The organism is Porphyrobacter sp. SLTP (genome assembly GCF_009905735.1).
Lineage (GTDB): Bacteria > Pseudomonadota > Alphaproteobacteria > Sphingomonadales > Sphingomonadaceae > Erythrobacter.
Map to the genome: position 1 here is coordinate 152,295 of NZ_JAAALE010000008.1, position 18,222 is coordinate 170,516.

Sequence of the window (18,222 nt, forward strand, 5' to 3'; positions counted from 1 at the left end):
CCGACGGGGAAACGCAAATCAGCGGTTCTTGATCATCTTGGGTGACGGACGCGGGGCCGGATCAATCACGCGCGCCGCGCCGGGCACGGTGTAGGTCTCGTAACGCTCTGTCTCGCGCACCACCACCTGCTGCTGCACTTCGGTCCGCACCGGCACCATCACCATCTGCGGCGGCGGGGCGTAGGTGTAACCGTAGGAATAGCCCGCCGGATAGCCATAGCCATAGGAGTAGCTCTGCGCCGGGTAGGCGATCTCGCGGCTGGCGATGCGGGGGCCGGGGGCACCGTAGTGCGACAGATAGCTGTCGAGCGCGGCTTCGCAGTCGTAGCGGTCCTCGTCGTCATCCCCGTCGAAGATGCTGCCCAGCAATCCGCCGATCAGCCCGCCACCGCCAACGCCAAGCACGGTGCCCAGCACGCGGTCGCCTGCGCCGGCGATCTCGTAACCGGCAAAGCCGCCAGCAATTGCGCCAAGCAGGCCGCCGATGATCAGGCCGGTGTCATCCTTGCCCTGATCTTTGGTGCGGCGGCGGCATTCGTCAATCCACTGCTGACGCTCGAACACCACCGGAGCGGGCGCATAGGCCATCGGCGGCGCATAGCCGTGGTGCTGCATGGGCGCGTAACCCTGATGCGGCGTGGAATGGCGCGGCGGCGGCCCGTCAATCCGGCGGGTGCGGGTGATCGTCTCGACCCCGTTGACGTTCGTCACGGTCTCTTCCGCCTGCATGGTCACCGGCGCGGTGCGGTATTCGGCCGGGATCGTGCGCATTTCGGCTTCGCTCATCGGCGAAAGCGGCGGAAGATCAGAGTAATTCTGCGCTTGCGCTGCTCCCGGGATAGCGAGAGCCAAAGCGGCGAGCGAAACGGTCGGCGAAAGCTTGAACATGGGCAATTTCCCCCTGAATCAGCCGGATTGGGCTGATGGTTAGCGAAAGCTTACCACCGAGTCCGCCGCGCGCCCAAGCGGTGCTGTCAGCGCTGTCCCGTTTCGGGAAGGTCGTCGGCGCAAATCGCTCAGATCCGGTCAGCGAGCAGGGCCGCCAGCGCCTCGATCCCGGCGGCGTCGGCGGCGGTAAAGCGCGCCGGGGTGGGGCTGTCGAGGTCGATCACCGCGATTACCACGCCATTGCGCAGCACCGGCACCACCAACTCGCTCGCGCTCGCCGCGTCGCAGGCAATGTGGCCCGGGAAGGCGTGGACATCGGCGACAAGTTGCGTGGCGCGACTTTGCGCCGCTGCGCCGCAAACGCCAATGCCGAAGGGGATGCGGATGCAGGCGGGGCGGCCCACGAAGGGTCCGAGCACCAGCTCGTCCGCGCCGCCGGTCTTGGCAGGAGCGACCCGGTAGAAGCCCGCCCAGTTGAGATCGGGCAGAAACTCCCACAAAAGCGCCGCAACATTCGCCATATTGGCGACCGCATCCGGCTCACCCGCCGTCAGCGCTTCAGCCGCGCCGAGCAGCTCGCGGTAAAGCTCGTCCGAGGCGAGCGGTGCGGCGGGTTTGAAATCATACATCGCGGTCAGTGGCCTTTCGTCGCATCGCCCCGGCGCTTATCGGTTGCCGCATCGGCGGCTGGGCTTTATCCCGCGTCACATGGCTCTTTTTCGCAAAATCGCAATCGCTCTTGTCACCGCAATCGTGGTGACGGGGGTCGCCCTGTTCTTCCTGTCGCGCGGCGACACCGCCGATCTGTCGGTGGAAGAGGTCGCTGGCACCGAACCGGTGTTGCAGGAGGGCGACCCGCAGAACTTCCCGACCGTCCAGATTGCCGAGCCGGTGGGCTGGAAAGCGGGCGAAGCACCAACCCCGGCCAAGGGGCTGGAGGTTGTCCGCTTTGCCGAGGGGCTGGATCACCCGCGCACGCTGTTTGCGCTCCCCAACGGGGACATATTGGTGACCTTGACCCGCGCTCCCGCGAAGAAGGAGGGCGATGACGGGATCATGGGCACGATCCGCGGCTGGGTTGAAGGAATCCTGTTCTCCAAGGCTGGCGCGGCGGGCGAATCCCCCGATCAGGTCGTGCTGCTGCGTGATGCGGACGGCAATGGCACCGCCGAGGTGAAGCAGGTGATCCTGTCAGAGGGCCTCGAATCGCCCTCGGGCATGGCGTGGAAGGATGGCACGCTCTACGTCGCCAACCACAATGCGCTGCTGGCTTTCCCCTATGCGCTCGGCAGCGACAAGGTCACCGGAGCCCCGCGCAAACTGATGGACCTGCCAGCAGGCGGCGGGCACTGGATGCGGAATCTCGAACTCTCGCCCGATGGGCAGCTGCTCTACGTCGCGGTCGGATCGGTCAGCAATATCGGCGAGGCCGGGATGAAGGTCGAAGAAGGCCGGGCGATGATCTGGGAATATGATCTCGCCGCGGGCCGCGCGCGCCAGTTCGGAGCGGGGCTGCGCAACCCCAATGGCCTCGATTTCAGCCCTTGGACGGGCGAGTTGTGGACCACCGTGAATGAGCGCGACATGCTCGGATCGGACCTCGTGCCCGATTACCTGACCAACGTGCCGATCGGGGCGCAGTATGGCTGGCCCTGGGTCTATTACCGCACCAATATCGACCGCCGGGTCGAAGCGCCGATGCCGCGCTTCCTGATGGAATATGTCCGCAAGCCCGAGTACGCGCTCGGCCCGCACGTGGCGGCACTGGGGTTGGTGTTCTCCAAGGAGGGCGACCGCATGGGCAAGAGCTTCGCCAGCGGCGCCTTCATCGCGCGGCACGGATCGTGGAACCGCAAGCCGCCTTCGGGCTATGACGTTGTGTTCGTCGACTTCGACGCGCTCGGCAATCCGGTGGGCAAGCCGATGCCGGTGCTGACCGGGTTCCTGACGGGCGAGGGCACCACCCGCGGCCGTCCGACCTGGGTCGAATGGGCGGGCGATGGATCGCTGTTGGTGTCGGACGATACGGCCGGGATCATCTGGCGTGTGCGCTCACCCACGGCCACGCCGGCTCCGGCCATCGCTCGGCTAAAGGACGATCCACTCCCCCCGAGCGCGCTGAAAGACCCGCAGGCGGCGTTCGAGGCGGATTACCTGCGCAAGCAGGCGGGGCAGAAGGTCAACTGAGCCTCAAACCGGCGCGCCCGGCCAGCTCGGTTGCGAATTGCAGCGCGGTGCGGCCTGAGCGGTTGCCGCGCTGGATCGCAAAGGCCATAGCCTCCTCGGGATCGAAGCTGAGGCCGAGCGGCGCGGTATAGCCTGCAAGGATCGCGAGGTAGGTGTCCTTGTCCGCCGGGTGGAAGCCCAGCGTGAGCCCGAAGCGGTCGGCCAGCGCGAGGGCATCGTCGCGCTCATCGCGTTCGTGAATCGCGGCGGAGGTATCCTCCCGCTCGACGATGGAACGGCGGTTTGCTGTCACCACAATGCGGACATGCGCCGGGCGGGGCGCGACGCCGCCATCTAGCAGGCTTCTGAGCGCGAGCATTTCCGCCCGGCCATCCGCGCCGAAGCCGAGATCGTCGATAAACAGGAGGAAAGCGCGGGATCGCTGCGCCAGTTCGGCGACCAGTGCCGGGAAGCTCGGCAGGGCACCCGGCGCGATCTGCACAAGCGCCACAGCTTGCGGGTCGCGGGTCTGCACATCGGCTACGGCAGCTCGCACCAGCGCCGATTTGCCCATCCCGCGGGCGCCCCACAGCAGCACATCATGCGCCGCCGCACCTTGGGCGAGCCGCTCGCAATTGCTGCGCAACGCGGTCTTCTGCGCGGCGATCCCATGCAGTTGAGCGAGCGGCACCGCATCCAGCACCGCCACCGCGTGCGCTGTCTCGCCGTCCCACACATAGGCAGGCGCGGTGAGCCAGTCGGTCGGGGGCGGGGGCGGGGGCGCGAGCCGTTCAAGCGCGGCGGCGATCCGTTCCAAGGCGTCGCCGCGCTCCATCTCAGCCCACCAAGGCTGCGGCGGGCAGGGCGTAGAGCAACTCGGCCCCTGCGACCGCGCCTGCCTTGAGCCCAGCGGCTTCCGGCACGATCCGGTCGAGGAAGAACCGCACCGTCACCGGCTTGGTCGCCGCGAGTTCGGGCGCAGCGCCGGCCGCGACCGCTTCCGCTTGCTTCATCAGCTGCCATCCGGCGACCGTGACGGCGGCCATGGTGCAGAATGGCACGCTCCCGGCGAGGCGATCATCAAGGCTCGCCTCGTCGCGCATCCAGCGCGCGACATGGGCGCAGTCCATCGCCAGAGCGGTGAGGGCATATTCGGACGCGGCTTCGCGGGCGATGGTTTCGAACAAGGTCACCATCGCCTCGCCGCCGTCCAGCCCGAGCTTGCGGGTGACCAGGTCTGCGGCCTGAATGCCGTTGGTGCCTTCGTAGATCGGCGCGATCCGCGAATCGCGCCAGTGCTGCGCCGCGCCGGTTTCCTCGACGAAGCCCATGCCGCCGTGGATCTGGATGCCGAGCCCGGCGACTTCGACCCCGATATCCGTGCCCCACGCCTTGATCAGCGGCACGACGATTTCGGAGCGGGCCTTGGCCGCCTCGTCACCCATATTCCCGCGATCGACCTGACCTGCGCAGTAATAGAGCAAGGCGCGCGCGCCTTCGGTCAGCGCCTTCATCCGCAGGATCATGCGGCGCACATCGGGATGCTCGATAATCGCCACCGGGTTTTTGTCGGGCGAACCGGCGCGGGCCGATTGCACGCGGTCGCGCGCATAGGCGAGCGCCTGCTGCGTCGCCCGCTCGCCGATCTGGACGCCTTGATTGCCGACATTGATCCGCGCATTGTTCATCATCGTGAACATCGCGGCGAGACCCTTGTTCTCATGCCCGACCAATTCGCCGATGCATTCGCCATTGTCGCCGTAGGACATGACGCAGGTGGGCGAGGCGTTGATGCCCAGCTTGTGTTCGAGGCTGACGCAGCGAAGATCATTGTGCGGGCCGAGCGAACCGTCGGCGTTCACATGATACTTCGGCACCACGAACAGCGAGATGCCGCGCGAACCCTCGGGCGCGCCGGGCAGCCGTGCCAGCACCAGATGGATGATGTTCTCGGCCAGATCATGCTCGCCCCAGGTGATGTAGATCTTCTGGCCGGTGATCCGGTACTTGCCCGCGTGCGGCCCGTTGACGATCGGCTCGGCAACCGAACGCAGCGCGCCGACATCGCTCCCGGCGGCGGGTTCGGTCAGGTTCATCGTGCCGGACCACTTGCCGCTGACGAGGTTGGGCAGATACATCGCCTTCTGGTCGTTCGAGCCGTGATGCTCCAGCGCCTCGATCGCGCCGACGCTCAGCATCGGCAGCAGGGTAAAGGCCATGTTCGCCGCGCCGAGGTTTTCGAGCACGTTGCAGGCCAGCGTGAAGGGCAAGCCCTGTCCGCCCTGCTCCACCGGCGAGGCAATCGCGTTCCAGCCCTGCTCGACATAGGCATTATAGGCCGCTTCGAACCCGTCAGGCAGGCGCACCACGCCATTTTCGAGCTTCGCCCCTTCGAGGTCGCCCTTACGGTTCAGAGGGGCGAATTCGCCCGCCGCAAACTGCCCGACGCCTTCGACGATGGCTTCGATCAGATCGGGTTCGGCGTGGGCGAAGCGTTCTGTCTGGGCGAGTTCCTCGATCCCCGCGTTCACACGGATGGCAAGCAGCTGGTCGGCGGTCGGCGGGGTAAAGGGGGTCACTTCGGGGGCGTCCTTGAGATGGGTAAAGCCCTCGCGCACTTGGCAGGGCGGGGGTTTGAATATAGCGCCGGGGCATGAGCGGCAAGAACGTTACGGAAGTGCGACTGGCAGACGCGGCGGGGATCGCTGAGGCCGCGCGAATCCTCGAATCGGGCGGGCTGGTCGCGGTGCCGACCGAGACGGTTTACGGGCTCGCCGCGCGGGCCGACAGCGCCGAGGCGGTGGCGAAGATCTATGCGGCGAAGGGCCGGCCGGACTTCAATCCGCTGATCGTGCATGTGGCAGGGTTGGCGCAGGCCGAACGCTATGCCGACTTCTCGCCCGAGGCGATTGCTTTGGCAGAGGCGCATTGGCCCGGCCCGCTGACGCTGGTCGTCCCGCGCCGTGCCGAGGCGGGGCTGGCTGAGGCGGTGACCGCTGGCTTGCCCACGATCGCTCTGCGCGCGCCAGATCACCCGGTCATGCGGGCGTTGCTGGCGGCGGTCGATTTCCCGCTTGCCGCGCCATCCGCCAACCGGAGCGGCTTCATCAGCCCCACCAGCGCCGCTCACGTCCTCGCCTCGCTGGATGGGAGGATCGACCTCGTCCTCGACGGCGGGATCACCACGGCAGGGGTGGAGTCGACCATTGTCGCGGTGCGCGCCGACGGCAGCATTGAGGAGCTACGCCCAGGCCCGCTCCAGATTGGCCCGCGGGGCAAAGCGACGCAGGTCGAAACCCGCATCGAAGCCCCCGGGCAAATCGCCAGCCACTATGCGCCGGGCAAGCCGGTGCGATTGAATGCGGTGAGGGCCGAGGCAGGCGAATTCCTGATCGGCTTCGGCACGGTTGCCGGTGACTGCACGCTGTCAGCCAGCGGTGATGTCATCGAGGCCGCTGCCCGCCTCTACGCCGCCTTGCACGAAGCCGCCCGCGCTTCGCAGCCGCGCATCGCGGTCGCTCCGGTGCCGGAGGATGGCGTGGGCCGCGCGATCAATGATCGGCTCAAGCGGGCGGCGGCTTAGTCGCCGCGGTCAGGCTCCACCGGGACACCCGGCAACAACGCTTTCATCTCCGCCCGGATCGCCTGCGCCTTGTCGCAGGCCTCGTCATTCCCGTCAGCACAGCGGTCCATCTGCTTGTCCAGATCGCGCTCGAGCTCACCCAGCCGTTCTTCGCGCTTGCGGATGTCGCGACCCCGCTTCTCGTCGGCTTCGGATTGGCTGGTCGTCGCCAGATCGACACCCTTGCTCACCGCTCTGACCGGCAACGTAACAACATCCACCGCCGCGCGGGCCAGACAGCCCTGCAAGGCGAGTGAAGCGAGGCCGAGGGCCACGAGGCGGATTGCGCGCATGGCCGCATTATGTCGCGCGGCCCGTGCGATAAGGCAATGCTATTCTGCGGGTTTTGCGGCGACCGGAGCAGTGGGCGCTTCGGGTGCTGTCGGCGGCTGCGGGGCCGATGCCCCGGGACCCTCGGTGCAGGTCAGCGTGCCCGAGCCGAATTCGTTGACGGTGCACTTCGCTTTGCCGGTCACGGTGACATCACCCGCGCCCGCGATGTTGGCGGTCACTTCTCCGTCCGAGGCAAAAGCGACATCGCCCGCGCCGCCGATCGAGACTTCGGCCGTGTCGGCTTTCAATCCCGCCAATTCCACCTCGCCGCTACCGCCGATGTTGATGGTCAGGCTCTTGACCGTGCCAGCGCCGCGGATGGTGCCCGAGCCGCCGATATTGATCCCGAGGTTCTGGGCTGCGACCGTGCCGAATTCGACCAGGCCCGACCCGCCAATCGTGACCTCGGCCTCGCTGGCGAGGGTGGGTGCCTTGATCGTGCCAGCGCCGGCGATCACGACTTCTTCGGGAGCGGGCATGGTGATGCGGATGATGGCGTTGGTCTCACCGCTCCAGCCTTCTTCGCGGGTGATGCCGATGGTCCGCTCGTCACGGACGAAGCGCAGGCTTTCGGTGTTGCCGCCTTCGACCTTGATCGTGAAATCATCGCCTTCGGTGAGGATCACCGTATCGCCCGAGGCGAGCACCACTTCGGACGGCGGTGTGCCGGTGAGGACGACATCGGCAAGCGGCACGCCCTTCTGACCGTTGATTTCCATCTCCGCCCCTTCGCATCCGGCCAGCGAGATCGCGGCGGTGAACAGAGCGGCGGCGGCGATGCGGCGGCCGGTAAATTGGGTCATGGCGTGTCTCTCCCGAAGTGCGCTAGCGTATTGCTGATATAATACACCCCGACGCGTGGCACAAGCCTGCGCGCCGCACAAACAAAAAGGGCCGCCCCGCAGGGCAGCCCTTGATGTCGCACACGGCGGAAAAAGCCTCAGGCTTCTTCGGCAGTATCGTAATATTGCGGCGCGTGTTCACGCAGCACGTCGAGAATCTTGCCGAGCGCGGTGGGCTCGTCCGTCTCTTCCATCGCCGCCAGTTCGCGGGCGAGGCGGCTGGAAGCCGCTTCGAAGATCTGGCGTTCCGAATAGCTCTGCTCGGGCTGGTCTTCGGGGCGGAACAGATCGCGGGTCACTTCGGCGATCGACACGAGGTCGCCCGAATTGATCTTCGCTTCATATTCCTGCGCACGGCGCGACCACATGGTGCGCTTGACCTTGGGCTTGCCCTTCAGCGTTTCCATCGCCTGCCGCAGCGTCTTGTCCGACGACAGCTTCCGCATCCCGATCGCTTCGACCTTGCCCACCGGCACGCGCAGAGTCATGCGCTCTTTTTCAAACCGAAGGACGTAGAGTTCGAGCTGCATCCCGGCGATTTCCTCGCGCTGAAGCTCGATCACCCGGCCAACGCCGTGCTTGGGATAAACGACATAATCGCCGACGGTGAATGCGTTCGCGGTGCTTGCCATGCAAGTTCCTTTCAATCGGCCGTCCTGGCAACGAGAGAGCGGACAATCGGCCCAGCGACGCGGGGGCTTGGCTGAAGAGTGCCTCAGACAAAGCGAGCGCCGGGTGTCAATCATCCGGTTGGGGGGTTGCTGGTGTCGGGCCTTCCTGGTTTTCACGCCTGCGCGGGCACAGCCCTGCGCGGTCGGAGTATTATATAGCACGTCTGCAACAAAATTGCGAGTCGGCGTTTGCGAAAGCGTGCCGAACTATGCAAACTGCGCGAAAAGCTGCCGAAAATCAGTCACCATCGCCTGGATCGGCGCTGAAATACTTCTCGAACTTGCCCTTTTCGCCCTTGTGCGCGTCGGCATCTTCGGGCGGCGCCTTCTGGCTGGTGATGTTGGGCCAAAGGGCCGAGTACTGGGTGTTCAGTTCAAGCCACTTTTCCAGCCCGTCTTCGGTATCCGGGAGAATCGCTTCGGCCGGGCATTCCGGTTCGCACACGCCGCAATCGATGCATTCGCTGGGATTGATCACCAGCATGTTCTCGCCTTCATAGAAGCAGTCGACCGGGCACACTTCCACGCAGTCGGTATACTTGCACTTGATGCAGTCTTCAGTGACGACGTAAGTCATTGCGGCTCTTTCAATGGAAGTCTTCGGAATTGTCCGGCGGGGCATCCGCCGTGAGAGTTGACGCTGCTATTGTCATTTGCCCTTTACGGTCAAGCCCATCAGAATCAACCTCCCGATAATACGAAGCCGCCTGCGCCGGAGAACCGCGCCGTTCGGGGAGGGCGAGCAGTTCGATCACGCGCACATGGCCGCCCACGGCGATCGTCAGCACATCCCCGATACGCGCCTGTTCGGCACAGCGCAGCACATGCTTTCTGTTGCGGCGCAAAGCGTGGGTATCGATCAGGCTTTGCGCGGCGGAACGGGTGCGGGCGAAGCGGAGATAGACCAGCAGGCGGTCGATCCGGATCGACTCTCCCACCCCGCCGCTGTTCATCCCTTGAGCAGGTCCGCCAGCTTGTCGAAGGCGCCGCCGGCGCGGGCTGGTCCGGTGTCTGCGGCGGGTCTGGAGACGGGTTGCGCCGGACGAGGGGGCCGCTTGCCGCCGTCACGCGGAGGCTGGGCGCCATCGCGCTTGGGCCGAGCGTCGGCGGGCTTGCCCTTGCCGTGCGGAGGGCGCTGGTCCTTGCGCTGAACGGGGCGTTCGGGGCGGCGGTCTGGCCGCCGTTCGTCCTTCTCTCCCGGGCGGCGCGGGCGCCAGTGCCAGCGATCGGGCGCGGGCGGGCCAAAGGAGCCTTCCGCCAAGGGTCGCGCACGGTCGCAGCGGAAACCGGCGCTGCCAAGCAGGCGGCGCGCGTTCTCGGCTTCCAGTCCCACTGAGACTGCCAGCGCCATGTCGAGCCGGAAGGCGCGATTGCGTTCCTTGGGGTGCGCCGCCGTGGCCACCGCACGTCCGTCAAATGCGGCGCGCAGGATCTTCTCGGCCAGATCGACCCGGATCGCCTGCGACCCGGCATAGCGATAGCCCGCAGGCAGCCGACCTTTGGCCCAGCTCCCTTCGGCCAGCACCGGTAGCATCGCGTCCTGCACCGGGCGCAGATCAAGGCCAAGCGCGTGCAGCAAACGCCGCGGCGCGGGCTTGAGCAAGGGCGCGGCAAAAATGTCCAGCGCGCCGAAGGTCACGCCCAGCTTGCGCAGATAGGGGCGCATTTCCTTGGGGAGGTGTTCCAGCCCGGCATCCTCGCGGCTGATCACGCCGCGCGCTTCGATAAGGGTGATAACCAGCGCCCGCGCCTGCGATCCGGCTTCGGGATCGCGCGCGGCTTCGGCCAGTTTGCGCAAGGGCTCCAGCGGTTCGAGCTGCTTGTCGAGCCATTGGGCCAGCCCCGCTTCCAGCTTGGCCCGTGCCCCTTCGGGCACCAGCACCAGATCGCGGGTCAGCGTGAGCTTGGGCGTGCCGAAATTGCCCGCGCCCGGCTGACCGGGGAAAGTGATGTCGGCCAGCGCACGGTCTTGCCAACGGATCGCTCCGCCGGAGATGACCAGCTCGCTTAGACCCTGCGTCAGCAGCCAATCGGCCCGGTCCGCCAGCAGCGCGGGCAAAGCCTTCTCGCCTGCCGCCAGCAGCATCCGCCGGTCAGCGACGCCTGCACTCGGATCGACATGGAAGCGGAAGCCTTCAAGCCGCCCGATGCTCAACCCCTCCACGGTCAGGTGGCCATCGGGTTCAAGCGTGACGGGCAGCGCACTTGCGTCCTGCCCCAGCGATTTCATCAAGAGAGTCGTCCTTCGGTTCACGAATCGCTCGGTCAGCCGCGCGTGCAGCGCATCCGAGAGTTTCGCCTCGACCGCGCGCGCCCGCGCAGCCATTTCGTCGCGTGCCAGCACCCAATCGGGCCGCTGGCAGATGTAAGCCCAGCTGCGAATCGCCGCGATTCGCCCTTGCAGCGTGTCGATGTCGCCCTGCATCCGGTCAAGCTCGGCGATACGCGCAGCGACGAAATCCGCGCCGAGATACCCTTCGCGCAGGTCGTCCCACAGCCGCGCGACGAAGCGGGCGTGCTGTTCCACGCCAAGGCTGCGGAAATCGGGGAGCGAGCACGCCTCCCAGAATCGCCGCACCGCGCCTGCGCCGCGCACGGAACGGCCGATGTCATCCTCGGCCAGACGGCGCAGCACCGCCATGTCGATCGCTTCCGGCGCGGCCTTCAAGACAGCATGGCTGGGCCGCGCCTCCAGATCGGCGATCAGTGCGCCCAGCGTGTCAAAACGCGGGTCGGCATCGCGCCAGAACAAGTGGGTGAGCGGGGCGAATTTGTGTTCTTCAATCGCGTAGACTTCCTCATCGGTGAAGGCGAGCGGCTCTCCGTCGCCCTTGCCCGTCCCCGAGAGCGTCCCGAACGTCCCATCGCGCTGGTGCCGTCCCGCCCGTCCGGCGATCTGCGCCATTTCCGACGGGGTGAGCCGCCGCTTCCTGCGCCCATCGAACTTGCTGAGCGCCGCGAAGGCGACATGATCGAGATCGAGGTTCAGCCCCATGCCGATCGCGTCGGTGGCGACGATGTAATCGACCTCGCCGGACTGGAACATTGCGACCTGTTTGTTGCGGGTCTCGGGTGAGAGCGCGCCCATCACCACCGCCGCGCCGCCGCGGAAGCGCCGCAGCGCCTCCGCCATGGCGTAGACCTGCTCGACCGAGAAGGCGACCACCGCAGAGCGTTTGGGCAAGCGCGACAGCTTGCAGATGCCCGCATGGGAGAGCGTGGAAAAGCGCGGGCGGCTGGTGATCTCCGCCTTGGGGATCAGCGCCTTGACCATCGGTTCCAGCGTCGCGGAGCCGAGGATCATCGTCTCTTCCCGGCCCCGGGCGTGCAGCAGCCGGTCGGTGAAGATGTGCCCGCGCTCGGGGTCTGCGCCCAATTGCGCTTCGTCCAGCGCCACGAAGGCATGCTGGCCGCTGGTGCGCGGCATGGCTTCGGCGGTGCAGAGGAAATAGCGGGCGTCGGGCGGCTCGATCCGTTCCTCGCCGGTGATCAGCGCGACCTGCTTGTCACCCTTGATCGCGCGCACCCGGTCATAGACCTCGCGCGCCAGCAGGCGCAGCGGGAAGCCCATCATGCCGGAGGAATGGCCGCACATCCGCTCGATCGCCAGGTGCGTCTTGCCGGTGTTGGTCGGCCCCAGCACCGCGCGGAAACGCGCGTCAGCGGCGTTTTCACGCGGAGAGCCGAGGCTGGCGAGCTGGCGGGCAGACGGGGGAGCTGGCACGGTATCGGGGGTTCTGTCAGGCTTGCACCATGGGGGCAAGGCCGCCAGCCCATCGGGGTTGCGCATAAGGGAAACGTCTGGCCGTGCTGGCGATGCAATTGGCCGCTGGTTAACCGTGCATTTACTATGATCGGGCAAAGAAATGCGACATGGCACGCGCGGCCGTCGGACGAGACGTCCTTACGGGTGCAGCCTTCGGGGCATAAATGTTGGATCATGCGCGGAAATTGATTGACGAGCCCGAGGCTCATGACGCGCCTGACAGTGCGCCTGATGCGCGCGTGTTGGCTCAGGTGCCGCGCGACCGGATCGTCGCGCCAAATGTAGCCGAACCGCTGTCCCATCAGGGCAATTCCACGAATCCCGCTCCGCCCACCAGGACCCAGACCGCCAAGCATCAGACTGCTGTATGGCTTCGTGAGTTTGGCGCGCGGTATGATACATGGCGTCTTGCCGCCTCGGGCTGGTTCGCCCGGCTCGACCTGGCCCCGGACCTGGCCGAGGATATCGGCAGCCGCCGCTGGCTGCGCGGGCTGGGGACGATGGTGGGCCTTGGCGCGGTGGCGCTGGCGTTCTGGCCCGATTTCACGCCGCTCGAAGCCCGCCCCGCCATGCCGCAGGGCGCGGATGTGGCCAGCGAAATGCGCAGCCAGATGATCCTGCCGCTGGCGCTGGGCGCCGATAGTGGCCGCCGGATGGGGCCGACCGCAGCGGTGATTCCGCTCAAGAGCGCACCCGAACGCCCACAGATCCAGCTGGTGGTGACGCTGGCGCCGGGCGACAGTTTCGCCTCGATGCTGCGCCGCGCCGGTGTGGCCGCGGGCGATATCGACCGGGCAGCAGCGCTGGTGGGGCAAGCCGTGGCCGTGGGTGATATTGCCGCGGGCACGCAAATGGACTTGCTGCTCGGCCGCCGCCCGGCTCCGGGGGCGCCGCGCCCGCTCGACAGCCTGGCCTTCCGTGCCCGCTTCGATCTGGAGCTTGAACTGACCCGCCCCGGCGTCGGCACGATTGCGGAGGATGGCACGCCGGTTGTCCCCTCCGGCCCGCTCGCTCTGAAGCGCAACATCATCCGCGTCGATGAAACCCCGCTGCGGGTGCGCGGCGTGGTAGGCAGCAGCCTCTACCGCTCGATGCGGCAGGCAGGCGTTCCAGCCAGCGCGGTGCAGGAATATCTCAAGGCGCTCGACGCGCAGATCGACATGGATCGCGAGGTCAGCTCGGCCGACGAATTCGACATCATCATCGCCTATCGCCGTGCGGCGACGGGTGAACGGCAGGCGGGGCAATTGCTCTATGCCGGGATCGACCGTGGCGGGCGTCCGCGCACCCAGTTGATGCGCTGGGGGAGCGAGGGGCGCTTCTACGAAGCCTCGGGCGTGGGTGAGCAGCGGCGCGGGCTGCTGGCCCCGGTTCCGGGCGCGGTCACCTCGAACTTCGGTCTCCGCCGTCACCCGATCCTCGGCTACCGGCGGATGCACGCGGGGATCGATTTCAAGGCGCGTTACGGCACGCCGATTGTGGCGGTTTCGGATGGCCGGGTCAGCGCCGCAGGACGCGCGGGCGGTTGCGGCATCGCGGTGCGGCTGGAGCATGGTGGCGGCCTTGCGACCCGCTATTGCCACATGAGCCAGATGGCAGTGCGGTCCGGCCAGCAGGTGCGGCGCGGGCAGGTGATCGGCTATGTCGGCTCGACCGGCCTCTCGACCGGCGCGCACCTCCATTATGAAATGTATCGCGGTGGGCGAGCGATCAACCCGGCGAGCGTGCAATTCGTCAGCCGCGCCGAGCTTTCGGGCACCGAGCTGGCCGATTTCCGCCGCCAGCTGGCCCGCCTGAAGGAGATCAGCGTGGGTGAGGCCCTCAAGGATCTCGCCCCGCTGCCGAACGAGGTGAAGGAGCCGGTGCGCGAGATCGAGAAGGTCGAAACCGCGCGCGCGGGCAAGCCGGCCACCACGCCGTAACGAGCACTTGTCGAGCGTGCGCGATTGGGCGTAAGCCTGCCCGCATGAACGGACATTACCCCAACACCCGCCTGCGTCGCACCCGTGCCACCGGCTGGAGCCGCGCGCTCCACCGCGAGACGGTGCTCACCCCTTCGGACCTCATTTGGCCGCTGTTCGTGACCTCGGGCAAGGGCGTGGAAGAGCCGATCGCGACGCTGCCCGGCGTCTCGCGCTGGTCGGTCGACGGGATCGTGGCCCGCGCCAAGGAAGCGGTGGACCTCGGCATTCCGGTGATCGCGCTGTTTCCCAACACCCCGCGCGAATTGCGCAGCGATGACGGGGCCGAGGCGCATAATCCCGACAACCTGATGTGCCAGGCGATCAAGGCGATCAAGGACGCCTGCGGGGACTCCATCGGCGTGCTGACCGACGTGGCGCTCGATCCCTATACCTCGCATGGGCAGGACGGGCTGGTGAATGATGCGGGCTATGTCGTGAATGACGAGACCGTGGCCATGCTGGTTGATCAGGCGGTCAACCAGGCGAATGCGGGCGCGGATATCATCGCGCCCAGCGACATGATGGATGGCCGTATCGGCGCGATCCGCCGCGCGCTGGAAATGAACGGGCATCCCAATGTCCAGATCATGTCTTACGCGGCGAAGTATGCGAGCGCTTTCTACGGTCCGTTCCGCGATGCGGTGGGGTCTGGCGGGCTGCTGAAGGGCGACAAGAAAGCCTACCAGATGGACCCCGCCAACGCCGACGAGGCGATGCGCGAAGTGGCGATGGATATTGCCGAGGGCGCGGATTCGGTGATGGTGAAGCCCGGCCTCGCCTATCTCGACATCATCTACCGGGTGAAGCAGCGCTTCGACGTGCCCGTCTTCGCCTATCAGGTGAGCGGCGAATACGCGATGATCGAGGCCGCGCAGGCTGCCGGGATCGGGGATCGTGATGCGCTGGTGCTGGAAAAGCTGATCGCCTTCAAGCGCGCTGGGTGCAACGGAGTGCTGACCTATCACGCCGCCCATGTTGCTCGCCTGCTGAATGGCTGACGACACACTGGCGACGGAACGGCTGATCCTGCGCCCGCCCGTGGCAGAAGACCTGCCGTGGGTGCTCGAACACATGAACACCGACAGCGTGATGCGCCATCTCGCCGGGGTGCGCGCGCCCGAGTTGGTGGCCGAGAGCCTCGCCGATGATGTCGCCGCCTTCCACAATGGCGGGCATCAGCGTTGGACAGTGTGGCTGCGTGACGGTGAGACGCGGGTGGGTCGCTGCGGGCTGTTCCACTTGCGCTCCCCCGCTGCTCCCAAGGCGCTTCAGGGCCAGCGCGAGATCGGCTGGACTTTCGCAGAGCCGCATTGGGGCCGCGGCTATGCGACAGAGGCGGCGCGGGCTGTTATCGCCTATGCTTTCGCTGAGCTCGCCGTGCCGGTGCTCTATTCGCAGACCAGTGATTCCAATGCGGCCTCGACCCGGATGATGCAGCGGCTCGGCTTCACCGCGCGGCCCGAGCTCGGCTACCACGATGCCGACTACCCGCCCGAAGACAACCCCACCACCGTCTGGTCAATGGACGCCCCCGCATGAGTGAATTCCGCCACGAAACCACCCGCCTGATCCTGCGCGATTGGCGCGCGGAGGATTGGCCCGTGTTCTGGGACGCGACCAACACGCCCGCCGTGATGCGCTGGCTCGGCGGGGTGCAGGACGCGGCGGCGCGCGCGGCGGGGGAGGCGCGGATCGAGGGCTATCGGCGTGATCACGGTCACACCTTCTGGGTGGTTGAACGCAAGGAAGATGGCGCACTGCTCGGCTTTTGCGGGATGAAACGCTCCAACCAGCCAGGCGGTCCGCAGGGCATGATGGAAGTCGGTTGGCGGCTGCGGGAGGATGCCTGGGGCCAAGGCTATGCCAAGGAAGCCGCCACCGCCTCGCTGGCGCTGGCGTTCGATCATTTCGGCGCGGATGAGGTGATTGCGCTGACGGTGCAGGGCAATACCGGCAGCTGGGGACTCATGCTCCGGGTCGGCATGGAGCGCCGCGCCGATCTCGATTTCGACAGCACCGACTTTGGCTCCGAAGACCCGCGCATCATCGCCTATGGCATTACCCGCGACCGATGGCGCGCGGCGGCATGACGGCCACCGTGCTCACGACCGAGCGGCTGGTGCTGCGGCAGATCGGCGAGGATGATCTCGACGCGCACATGGCGCTGCTCAACACACCTGCGGTGATGCGGCATCTCGGCGGGGTGCAGCCGCGCGCGGTGATCGCTGCCAAACACGCCGCTTCGCGCGCCAGCTTTGCCGCTGAGGGTTTCGGCTTCATGCTGGCTGAAGAGCGCGCCACGGGAGACATCGTTGCCCATTGCGGGCTGCGCCGCATCGCCCATCCGCTTGCCCCCAATCCCACCGATCACGAGATCGGATGGGTGGTGCGTGAGGATCGCTGGCGGATGGGCTATGCGCATGAGGCGATGCGGGCAGTGGTGGACTGGGGCTTTGCGGTGCACGCCGTGCCGCACCTCGTCGCCGTGACGTGCGAGGCCAATATCGGCAGTTGGCGGCTTATGGAAAAGCTCGGCATGACGCGGCGGCCCGCGCTTGATTTTGACGATCCGGCGCTGGACCCGCAGGAACGTCCGTTGATCCAATATGCCATCACCCGCGAAGAATGGGAAAGCCAGCAATGACACATCGACCGGGCGTCAACATCATCCCGATCCACGGCAAGACGCCGAAGATTCACGAAACCGCCTTCATCGCCCCCGGATGCACCATTATCGGCGATGTCGAAATCGGGGCCGGCTCCTCGATCTGGTACAATTGCGTGCTGCGGGCCGACGTGTTCTCGATCCGCATCGGTGAGCGGACCAATGTGCAGGACGGGAGTGTGCTCCACTGCGACCCGCCGCGTCCAGGCGATCCCGATGGCTCGCCGCTGATCATCGGCGATGATGTGCTGATCGGCCATATGGCGGTGGTGCACGGCTGCACGATCCATGATCGCGGGTTCGTGGGCCTCGGCGCGATTGTGCTGAACAAGGCGGTGATCGGTTCGGATGCGATGCTGGGCGCGGGCGCAATGCTGACCGAGCGCAAGGTGATCGAACCGCGCGAGCTTTGGGGTGGGCGTCCGGCGAGGAAGATGCGCGATCTCGACGATGCGGCCATTGCCGGAATGCGGATCGGCACGATGCACTATGCCGAGAATGCCAAGCACCATGCCGAGGCGGTTCGCGCGGCGCTCGGCCAAGAACGGGGATAATGGCACGGCCCAAGCCGGATCTGCCCGACCCCGAGGCGTTGCGCGCCTGTATTGATCCCGAGGGACGGCTGGCGGTGCGGGTTACGCCCGGTGCGCGCGAGCAATCGGTGGTGATTGCGGACGGCGTGGTGCAGGTCAAAGTCCGCGCGCCGGCAGACAAAGGCGCGGCGAACGCAGCCGTGATCGAATTGCTGGCCGAGGCGCTTGACTGCCCGCCGTCGCGCCTGACCTTGCTACGCGGGGCGACATCGCGGCAGAAGCTGCTCCGGGTGGAGGACTAAACCGCGCGTTCGATCCTGAGGGCCGCGCCCCACAGCAGCAGCGCAAAGCCGAACGCCGCGCCCGCCGCAGCAAGGGGCGCTGTGAGACAAAGCCCGCCGCCCACAACTGCGCCGAGCGCCAGTGCGCTCCACAGCCACCCATAGCCGCGCGTCGACGTCAGCGGCTGGTGATCGATCCGCGCCGCCAAGCCCTGGCCGAAGCGCACCAGCGCGCCGGTCATGTAGGTCACCCCCACAGTCACCTCGCCATCGCGCACAAAGACATTATTGGCGAGGCCCATCGCCATCGCCGAAGCGCCGAGGAAAATGATTGGCATCCCACCTGCCAAAAGCCCCGCACCTGCGCCCAGCAACGCTGCGACCAGCCCAAGCAGCACGCGCTTGCGGTGCCCGCCCGCCCGCCAACGCCTCGCGCTCGGCCTTGCCGGATTGGCGGGGCTGGTGGATGCGACGGGGTTTGTGGTCGCGGG

At 66.7% G+C, this 18,222-nt stretch carries 20 protein-coding genes; 9 read left to right on the forward strand and 11 right to left on the reverse strand.

The window, feature by feature from the left end; all coding sequences use genetic code 11:
- Positions 1-18: 18 nt before the first annotated feature.
- Complete coding sequence (locus tag GVM20_RS09055; protein WP_166546736.1) at positions 19-888, reverse strand: hypothetical protein; 870 nt, start codon at positions 886-888, stop codon at positions 19-21.
- A gap of 128 nt (positions 889-1,016) precedes the next feature.
- The gene (gene msrC, locus GVM20_RS09060; protein ID WP_166546872.1) at positions 1,017-1,517 is read right to left on the reverse strand and encodes a free L-methionine (R)-S-oxide reductase MsrC; all 501 of its coding nucleotides are present in this window, start codon (positions 1,515-1,517) and stop codon (positions 1,017-1,019) included.
- A gap of 79 nt (positions 1,518-1,596) precedes the next feature.
- Here msrC and GVM20_RS09065 point away from each other — a divergent pair, with 79 nt between their 5' ends.
- Positions 1,597-3,075: a PQQ-dependent sugar dehydrogenase gene (locus GVM20_RS09065; RefSeq protein WP_166546873.1), complete on the forward strand. Its 1,479-nt coding sequence runs from the start codon at positions 1,597-1,599 to the stop codon at positions 3,073-3,075.
- On the opposite strand, the gene GVM20_RS09070 is transcribed toward GVM20_RS09065, so the two are convergent.
- Both GVM20_RS09070 and GVM20_RS09075 read right to left on the reverse strand, forming a co-directional pair.
- The gene (locus GVM20_RS09070; RefSeq protein ID WP_166546874.1) at positions 3,068-3,889 is read right to left on the reverse strand and encodes a DUF815 domain-containing protein; all 822 of its coding nucleotides are present in this window, start codon (positions 3,887-3,889) and stop codon (positions 3,068-3,070) included. The genes GVM20_RS09065 and GVM20_RS09070 overlap by 8 nt on opposite strands.
- A gap of 1 nt (position 3,890) precedes the next feature.
- The gene (locus GVM20_RS09075; protein WP_166546901.1) at positions 3,891-5,633 is read right to left on the reverse strand and encodes an acyl-CoA dehydrogenase family protein; all 1,743 of its coding nucleotides are present in this window, start codon (positions 5,631-5,633) and stop codon (positions 3,891-3,893) included.
- 74 nt (positions 5,634-5,707) lie between these two features.
- Between GVM20_RS09075 and GVM20_RS09080 the strand changes: the two genes are divergently transcribed.
- Positions 5,708-6,637 (forward strand): L-threonylcarbamoyladenylate synthase, encoded by a 930-nt coding sequence (locus GVM20_RS09080; RefSeq protein ID WP_166546875.1) that lies wholly within the window; start codon positions 5,708-5,710, stop codon positions 6,635-6,637.
- Here GVM20_RS09080 and GVM20_RS09085 read toward each other — a convergent pair.
- The 6 genes from GVM20_RS09085 to GVM20_RS09110 all read right to left on the reverse strand — a co-directional run bounded on the left by GVM20_RS09085 (position 6,634) and on the right by GVM20_RS09110 (position 12,117).
- Positions 6,634-6,969 carry a hypothetical protein gene (locus GVM20_RS09085; RefSeq protein WP_166546876.1) on the reverse strand — a complete coding sequence of 112 codons (336 nt, stop codon included), beginning with the start codon at positions 6,967-6,969 and terminating at the stop codon, positions 6,634-6,636. The two genes, GVM20_RS09080 and GVM20_RS09085, sit on opposite strands and share 4 nt — an antisense overlap.
- A gap of 39 nt (positions 6,970-7,008) precedes the next feature.
- Entirely contained in the window at positions 7,009-7,812 is an 804-nt protein-coding gene (locus tag GVM20_RS09090; RefSeq protein WP_166546877.1) for a head GIN domain-containing protein, read from the reverse strand.
- A gap of 137 nt (positions 7,813-7,949) precedes the next feature.
- On the reverse strand, positions 7,950-8,483 hold the full coding sequence (locus tag GVM20_RS09095; protein ID WP_160759785.1) for a CarD family transcriptional regulator: 534 nt from the start codon (positions 8,481-8,483) through the stop codon (positions 7,950-7,952).
- Positions 8,484-8,760: 277 nt separating this feature from the next.
- Positions 8,761-9,099 (reverse strand): ferredoxin FdxA, encoded by a 339-nt coding sequence (gene fdxA, locus GVM20_RS09100; RefSeq protein WP_166546878.1) that lies wholly within the window; start codon positions 9,097-9,099, stop codon positions 8,761-8,763.
- Positions 9,100-9,109: 10 nt separating this feature from the next.
- Positions 9,110-9,475, reverse strand: coding sequence for an RNA-binding S4 domain-containing protein (locus tag GVM20_RS09105; RefSeq protein ID WP_199799522.1), 366 nt, complete (start codon positions 9,473-9,475; stop codon positions 9,110-9,112).
- Positions 9,472-12,117, reverse strand: coding sequence for a helicase-related protein (locus GVM20_RS09110; RefSeq protein WP_234031934.1), 2,646 nt, complete (start codon positions 12,115-12,117; stop codon positions 9,472-9,474). The genes GVM20_RS09105 and GVM20_RS09110 overlap by 4 nt, the downstream gene beginning before the upstream one ends.
- Before the next feature lie 356 nt (positions 12,118-12,473).
- Here GVM20_RS09110 and GVM20_RS09115 point away from each other — a divergent pair, with 356 nt between their 5' ends.
- The 7 genes from GVM20_RS09115 to GVM20_RS09145 are packed head-to-tail and all read left to right on the forward strand — an operon-like array spanning position 12,474 to position 17,752.
- Entirely contained in the window at positions 12,474-14,210 is a 1,737-nt protein-coding gene (locus GVM20_RS09115; protein WP_234031927.1) for a M23 family metallopeptidase, read from the forward strand.
- A gap of 44 nt (positions 14,211-14,254) precedes the next feature.
- Complete coding sequence (gene hemB / locus GVM20_RS09120; protein WP_166546880.1) at positions 14,255-15,250, forward strand: porphobilinogen synthase; 996 nt, start codon at positions 14,255-14,257, stop codon at positions 15,248-15,250.
- Positions 15,243-15,791, forward strand: coding sequence for a GNAT family N-acetyltransferase (locus GVM20_RS09125; protein WP_166546881.1), 549 nt, complete (start codon positions 15,243-15,245; stop codon positions 15,789-15,791). The genes hemB and GVM20_RS09125 overlap by 8 nt, the downstream gene beginning before the upstream one ends.
- Entirely contained in the window at positions 15,788-16,342 is a 555-nt protein-coding gene (locus tag GVM20_RS09130; protein ID WP_166546882.1) for a GNAT family N-acetyltransferase, read from the forward strand. The genes GVM20_RS09125 and GVM20_RS09130 overlap by 4 nt, the downstream gene beginning before the upstream one ends.
- Positions 16,339-16,896, forward strand: a complete 558-nt coding sequence (locus GVM20_RS09135; RefSeq protein ID WP_166546883.1) for a GNAT family N-acetyltransferase — start codon at positions 16,339-16,341, stop codon at positions 16,894-16,896. The genes GVM20_RS09130 and GVM20_RS09135 overlap by 4 nt, the downstream gene beginning before the upstream one ends.
- Positions 16,893-17,471, forward strand: a complete 579-nt coding sequence (locus GVM20_RS09140; protein WP_166546884.1) for a gamma carbonic anhydrase family protein — start codon at positions 16,893-16,895, stop codon at positions 17,469-17,471. The genes GVM20_RS09135 and GVM20_RS09140 overlap by 4 nt, the downstream gene beginning before the upstream one ends.
- The gene (locus tag GVM20_RS09145) at positions 17,471-17,752 is read left to right on the forward strand and encodes a DUF167 domain-containing protein (RefSeq protein ID WP_166546885.1); all 282 of its coding nucleotides are present in this window, start codon (positions 17,471-17,473) and stop codon (positions 17,750-17,752) included. Before GVM20_RS09140 ends, GVM20_RS09145 begins: the two co-directional genes overlap by 1 nt.
- On the opposite strand, the gene GVM20_RS09150 is transcribed toward GVM20_RS09145, so the two are convergent.
- The coding region (locus tag GVM20_RS09150) for a DUF1275 family protein (protein ID WP_166546886.1) at positions 17,749-18,222 on the reverse strand (474 nt) is incomplete at its 5' end. The genes GVM20_RS09145 and GVM20_RS09150 overlap by 4 nt on opposite strands.

Coding starts and splice junctions, on each gene's coding strand:
- GVM20_RS09055 (WP_166546736.1), bottom strand. CDS start 888: ATGTTCAAGCTTTCGCCGACCGTTTCGCTCGCCGCTTTGGCTCTCGCT.
- msrC (WP_166546872.1), bottom strand. CDS start 1,517: ATGTATGATTTCAAACCCGCCGCACCGCTCGCCTCGGACGAGCTTTAC.
- GVM20_RS09065 (WP_166546873.1), top strand. CDS start 1,597: ATGGCTCTTTTTCGCAAAATCGCAATCGCTCTTGTCACCGCAATCGTG.
- GVM20_RS09070 (WP_166546874.1), bottom strand. CDS start 3,889: ATGGAGCGCGGCGACGCCTTGGAACGGATCGCCGCCGCGCTTGAACGG.
- GVM20_RS09080 (WP_166546875.1), top strand. CDS start 5,708: ATGAGCGGCAAGAACGTTACGGAAGTGCGACTGGCAGACGCGGCGGGG.
- GVM20_RS09085 (WP_166546876.1), bottom strand. CDS start 6,969: ATGCGCGCAATCCGCCTCGTGGCCCTCGGCCTCGCTTCACTCGCCTTG.
- GVM20_RS09090 (WP_166546877.1), bottom strand. CDS start 7,812: ATGACCCAATTTACCGGCCGCCGCATCGCCGCCGCCGCTCTGTTCACC.
- GVM20_RS09095 (WP_160759785.1), bottom strand. CDS start 8,483: ATGGCAAGCACCGCGAACGCATTCACCGTCGGCGATTATGTCGTTTAT.
- fdxA (WP_166546878.1), bottom strand. CDS start 9,099: ATGACTTACGTCGTCACTGAAGACTGCATCAAGTGCAAGTATACCGAC.
- GVM20_RS09105 (WP_199799522.1), bottom strand. CDS start 9,475: ATGAACAGCGGCGGGGTGGGAGAGTCGATCCGGATCGACCGCCTGCTG.
- GVM20_RS09110 (WP_234031934.1), bottom strand. CDS start 12,117: ATGTGCGGCCATTCCTCCGGCATGATGGGCTTCCCGCTGCGCCTGCTG.
- hemB (WP_166546880.1), top strand. CDS start 14,255: ATGAACGGACATTACCCCAACACCCGCCTGCGTCGCACCCGTGCCACC.
- GVM20_RS09125 (WP_166546881.1), top strand. CDS start 15,243: ATGGCTGACGACACACTGGCGACGGAACGGCTGATCCTGCGCCCGCCC.
- GVM20_RS09130 (WP_166546882.1), top strand. CDS start 15,788: ATGAGTGAATTCCGCCACGAAACCACCCGCCTGATCCTGCGCGATTGG.
- GVM20_RS09135 (WP_166546883.1), top strand. CDS start 16,339: ATGACGGCCACCGTGCTCACGACCGAGCGGCTGGTGCTGCGGCAGATC.
- GVM20_RS09140 (WP_166546884.1), top strand. CDS start 16,893: ATGACACATCGACCGGGCGTCAACATCATCCCGATCCACGGCAAGACG.
- GVM20_RS09145 (WP_166546885.1), top strand. CDS start 17,471: ATGGCACGGCCCAAGCCGGATCTGCCCGACCCCGAGGCGTTGCGCGCC.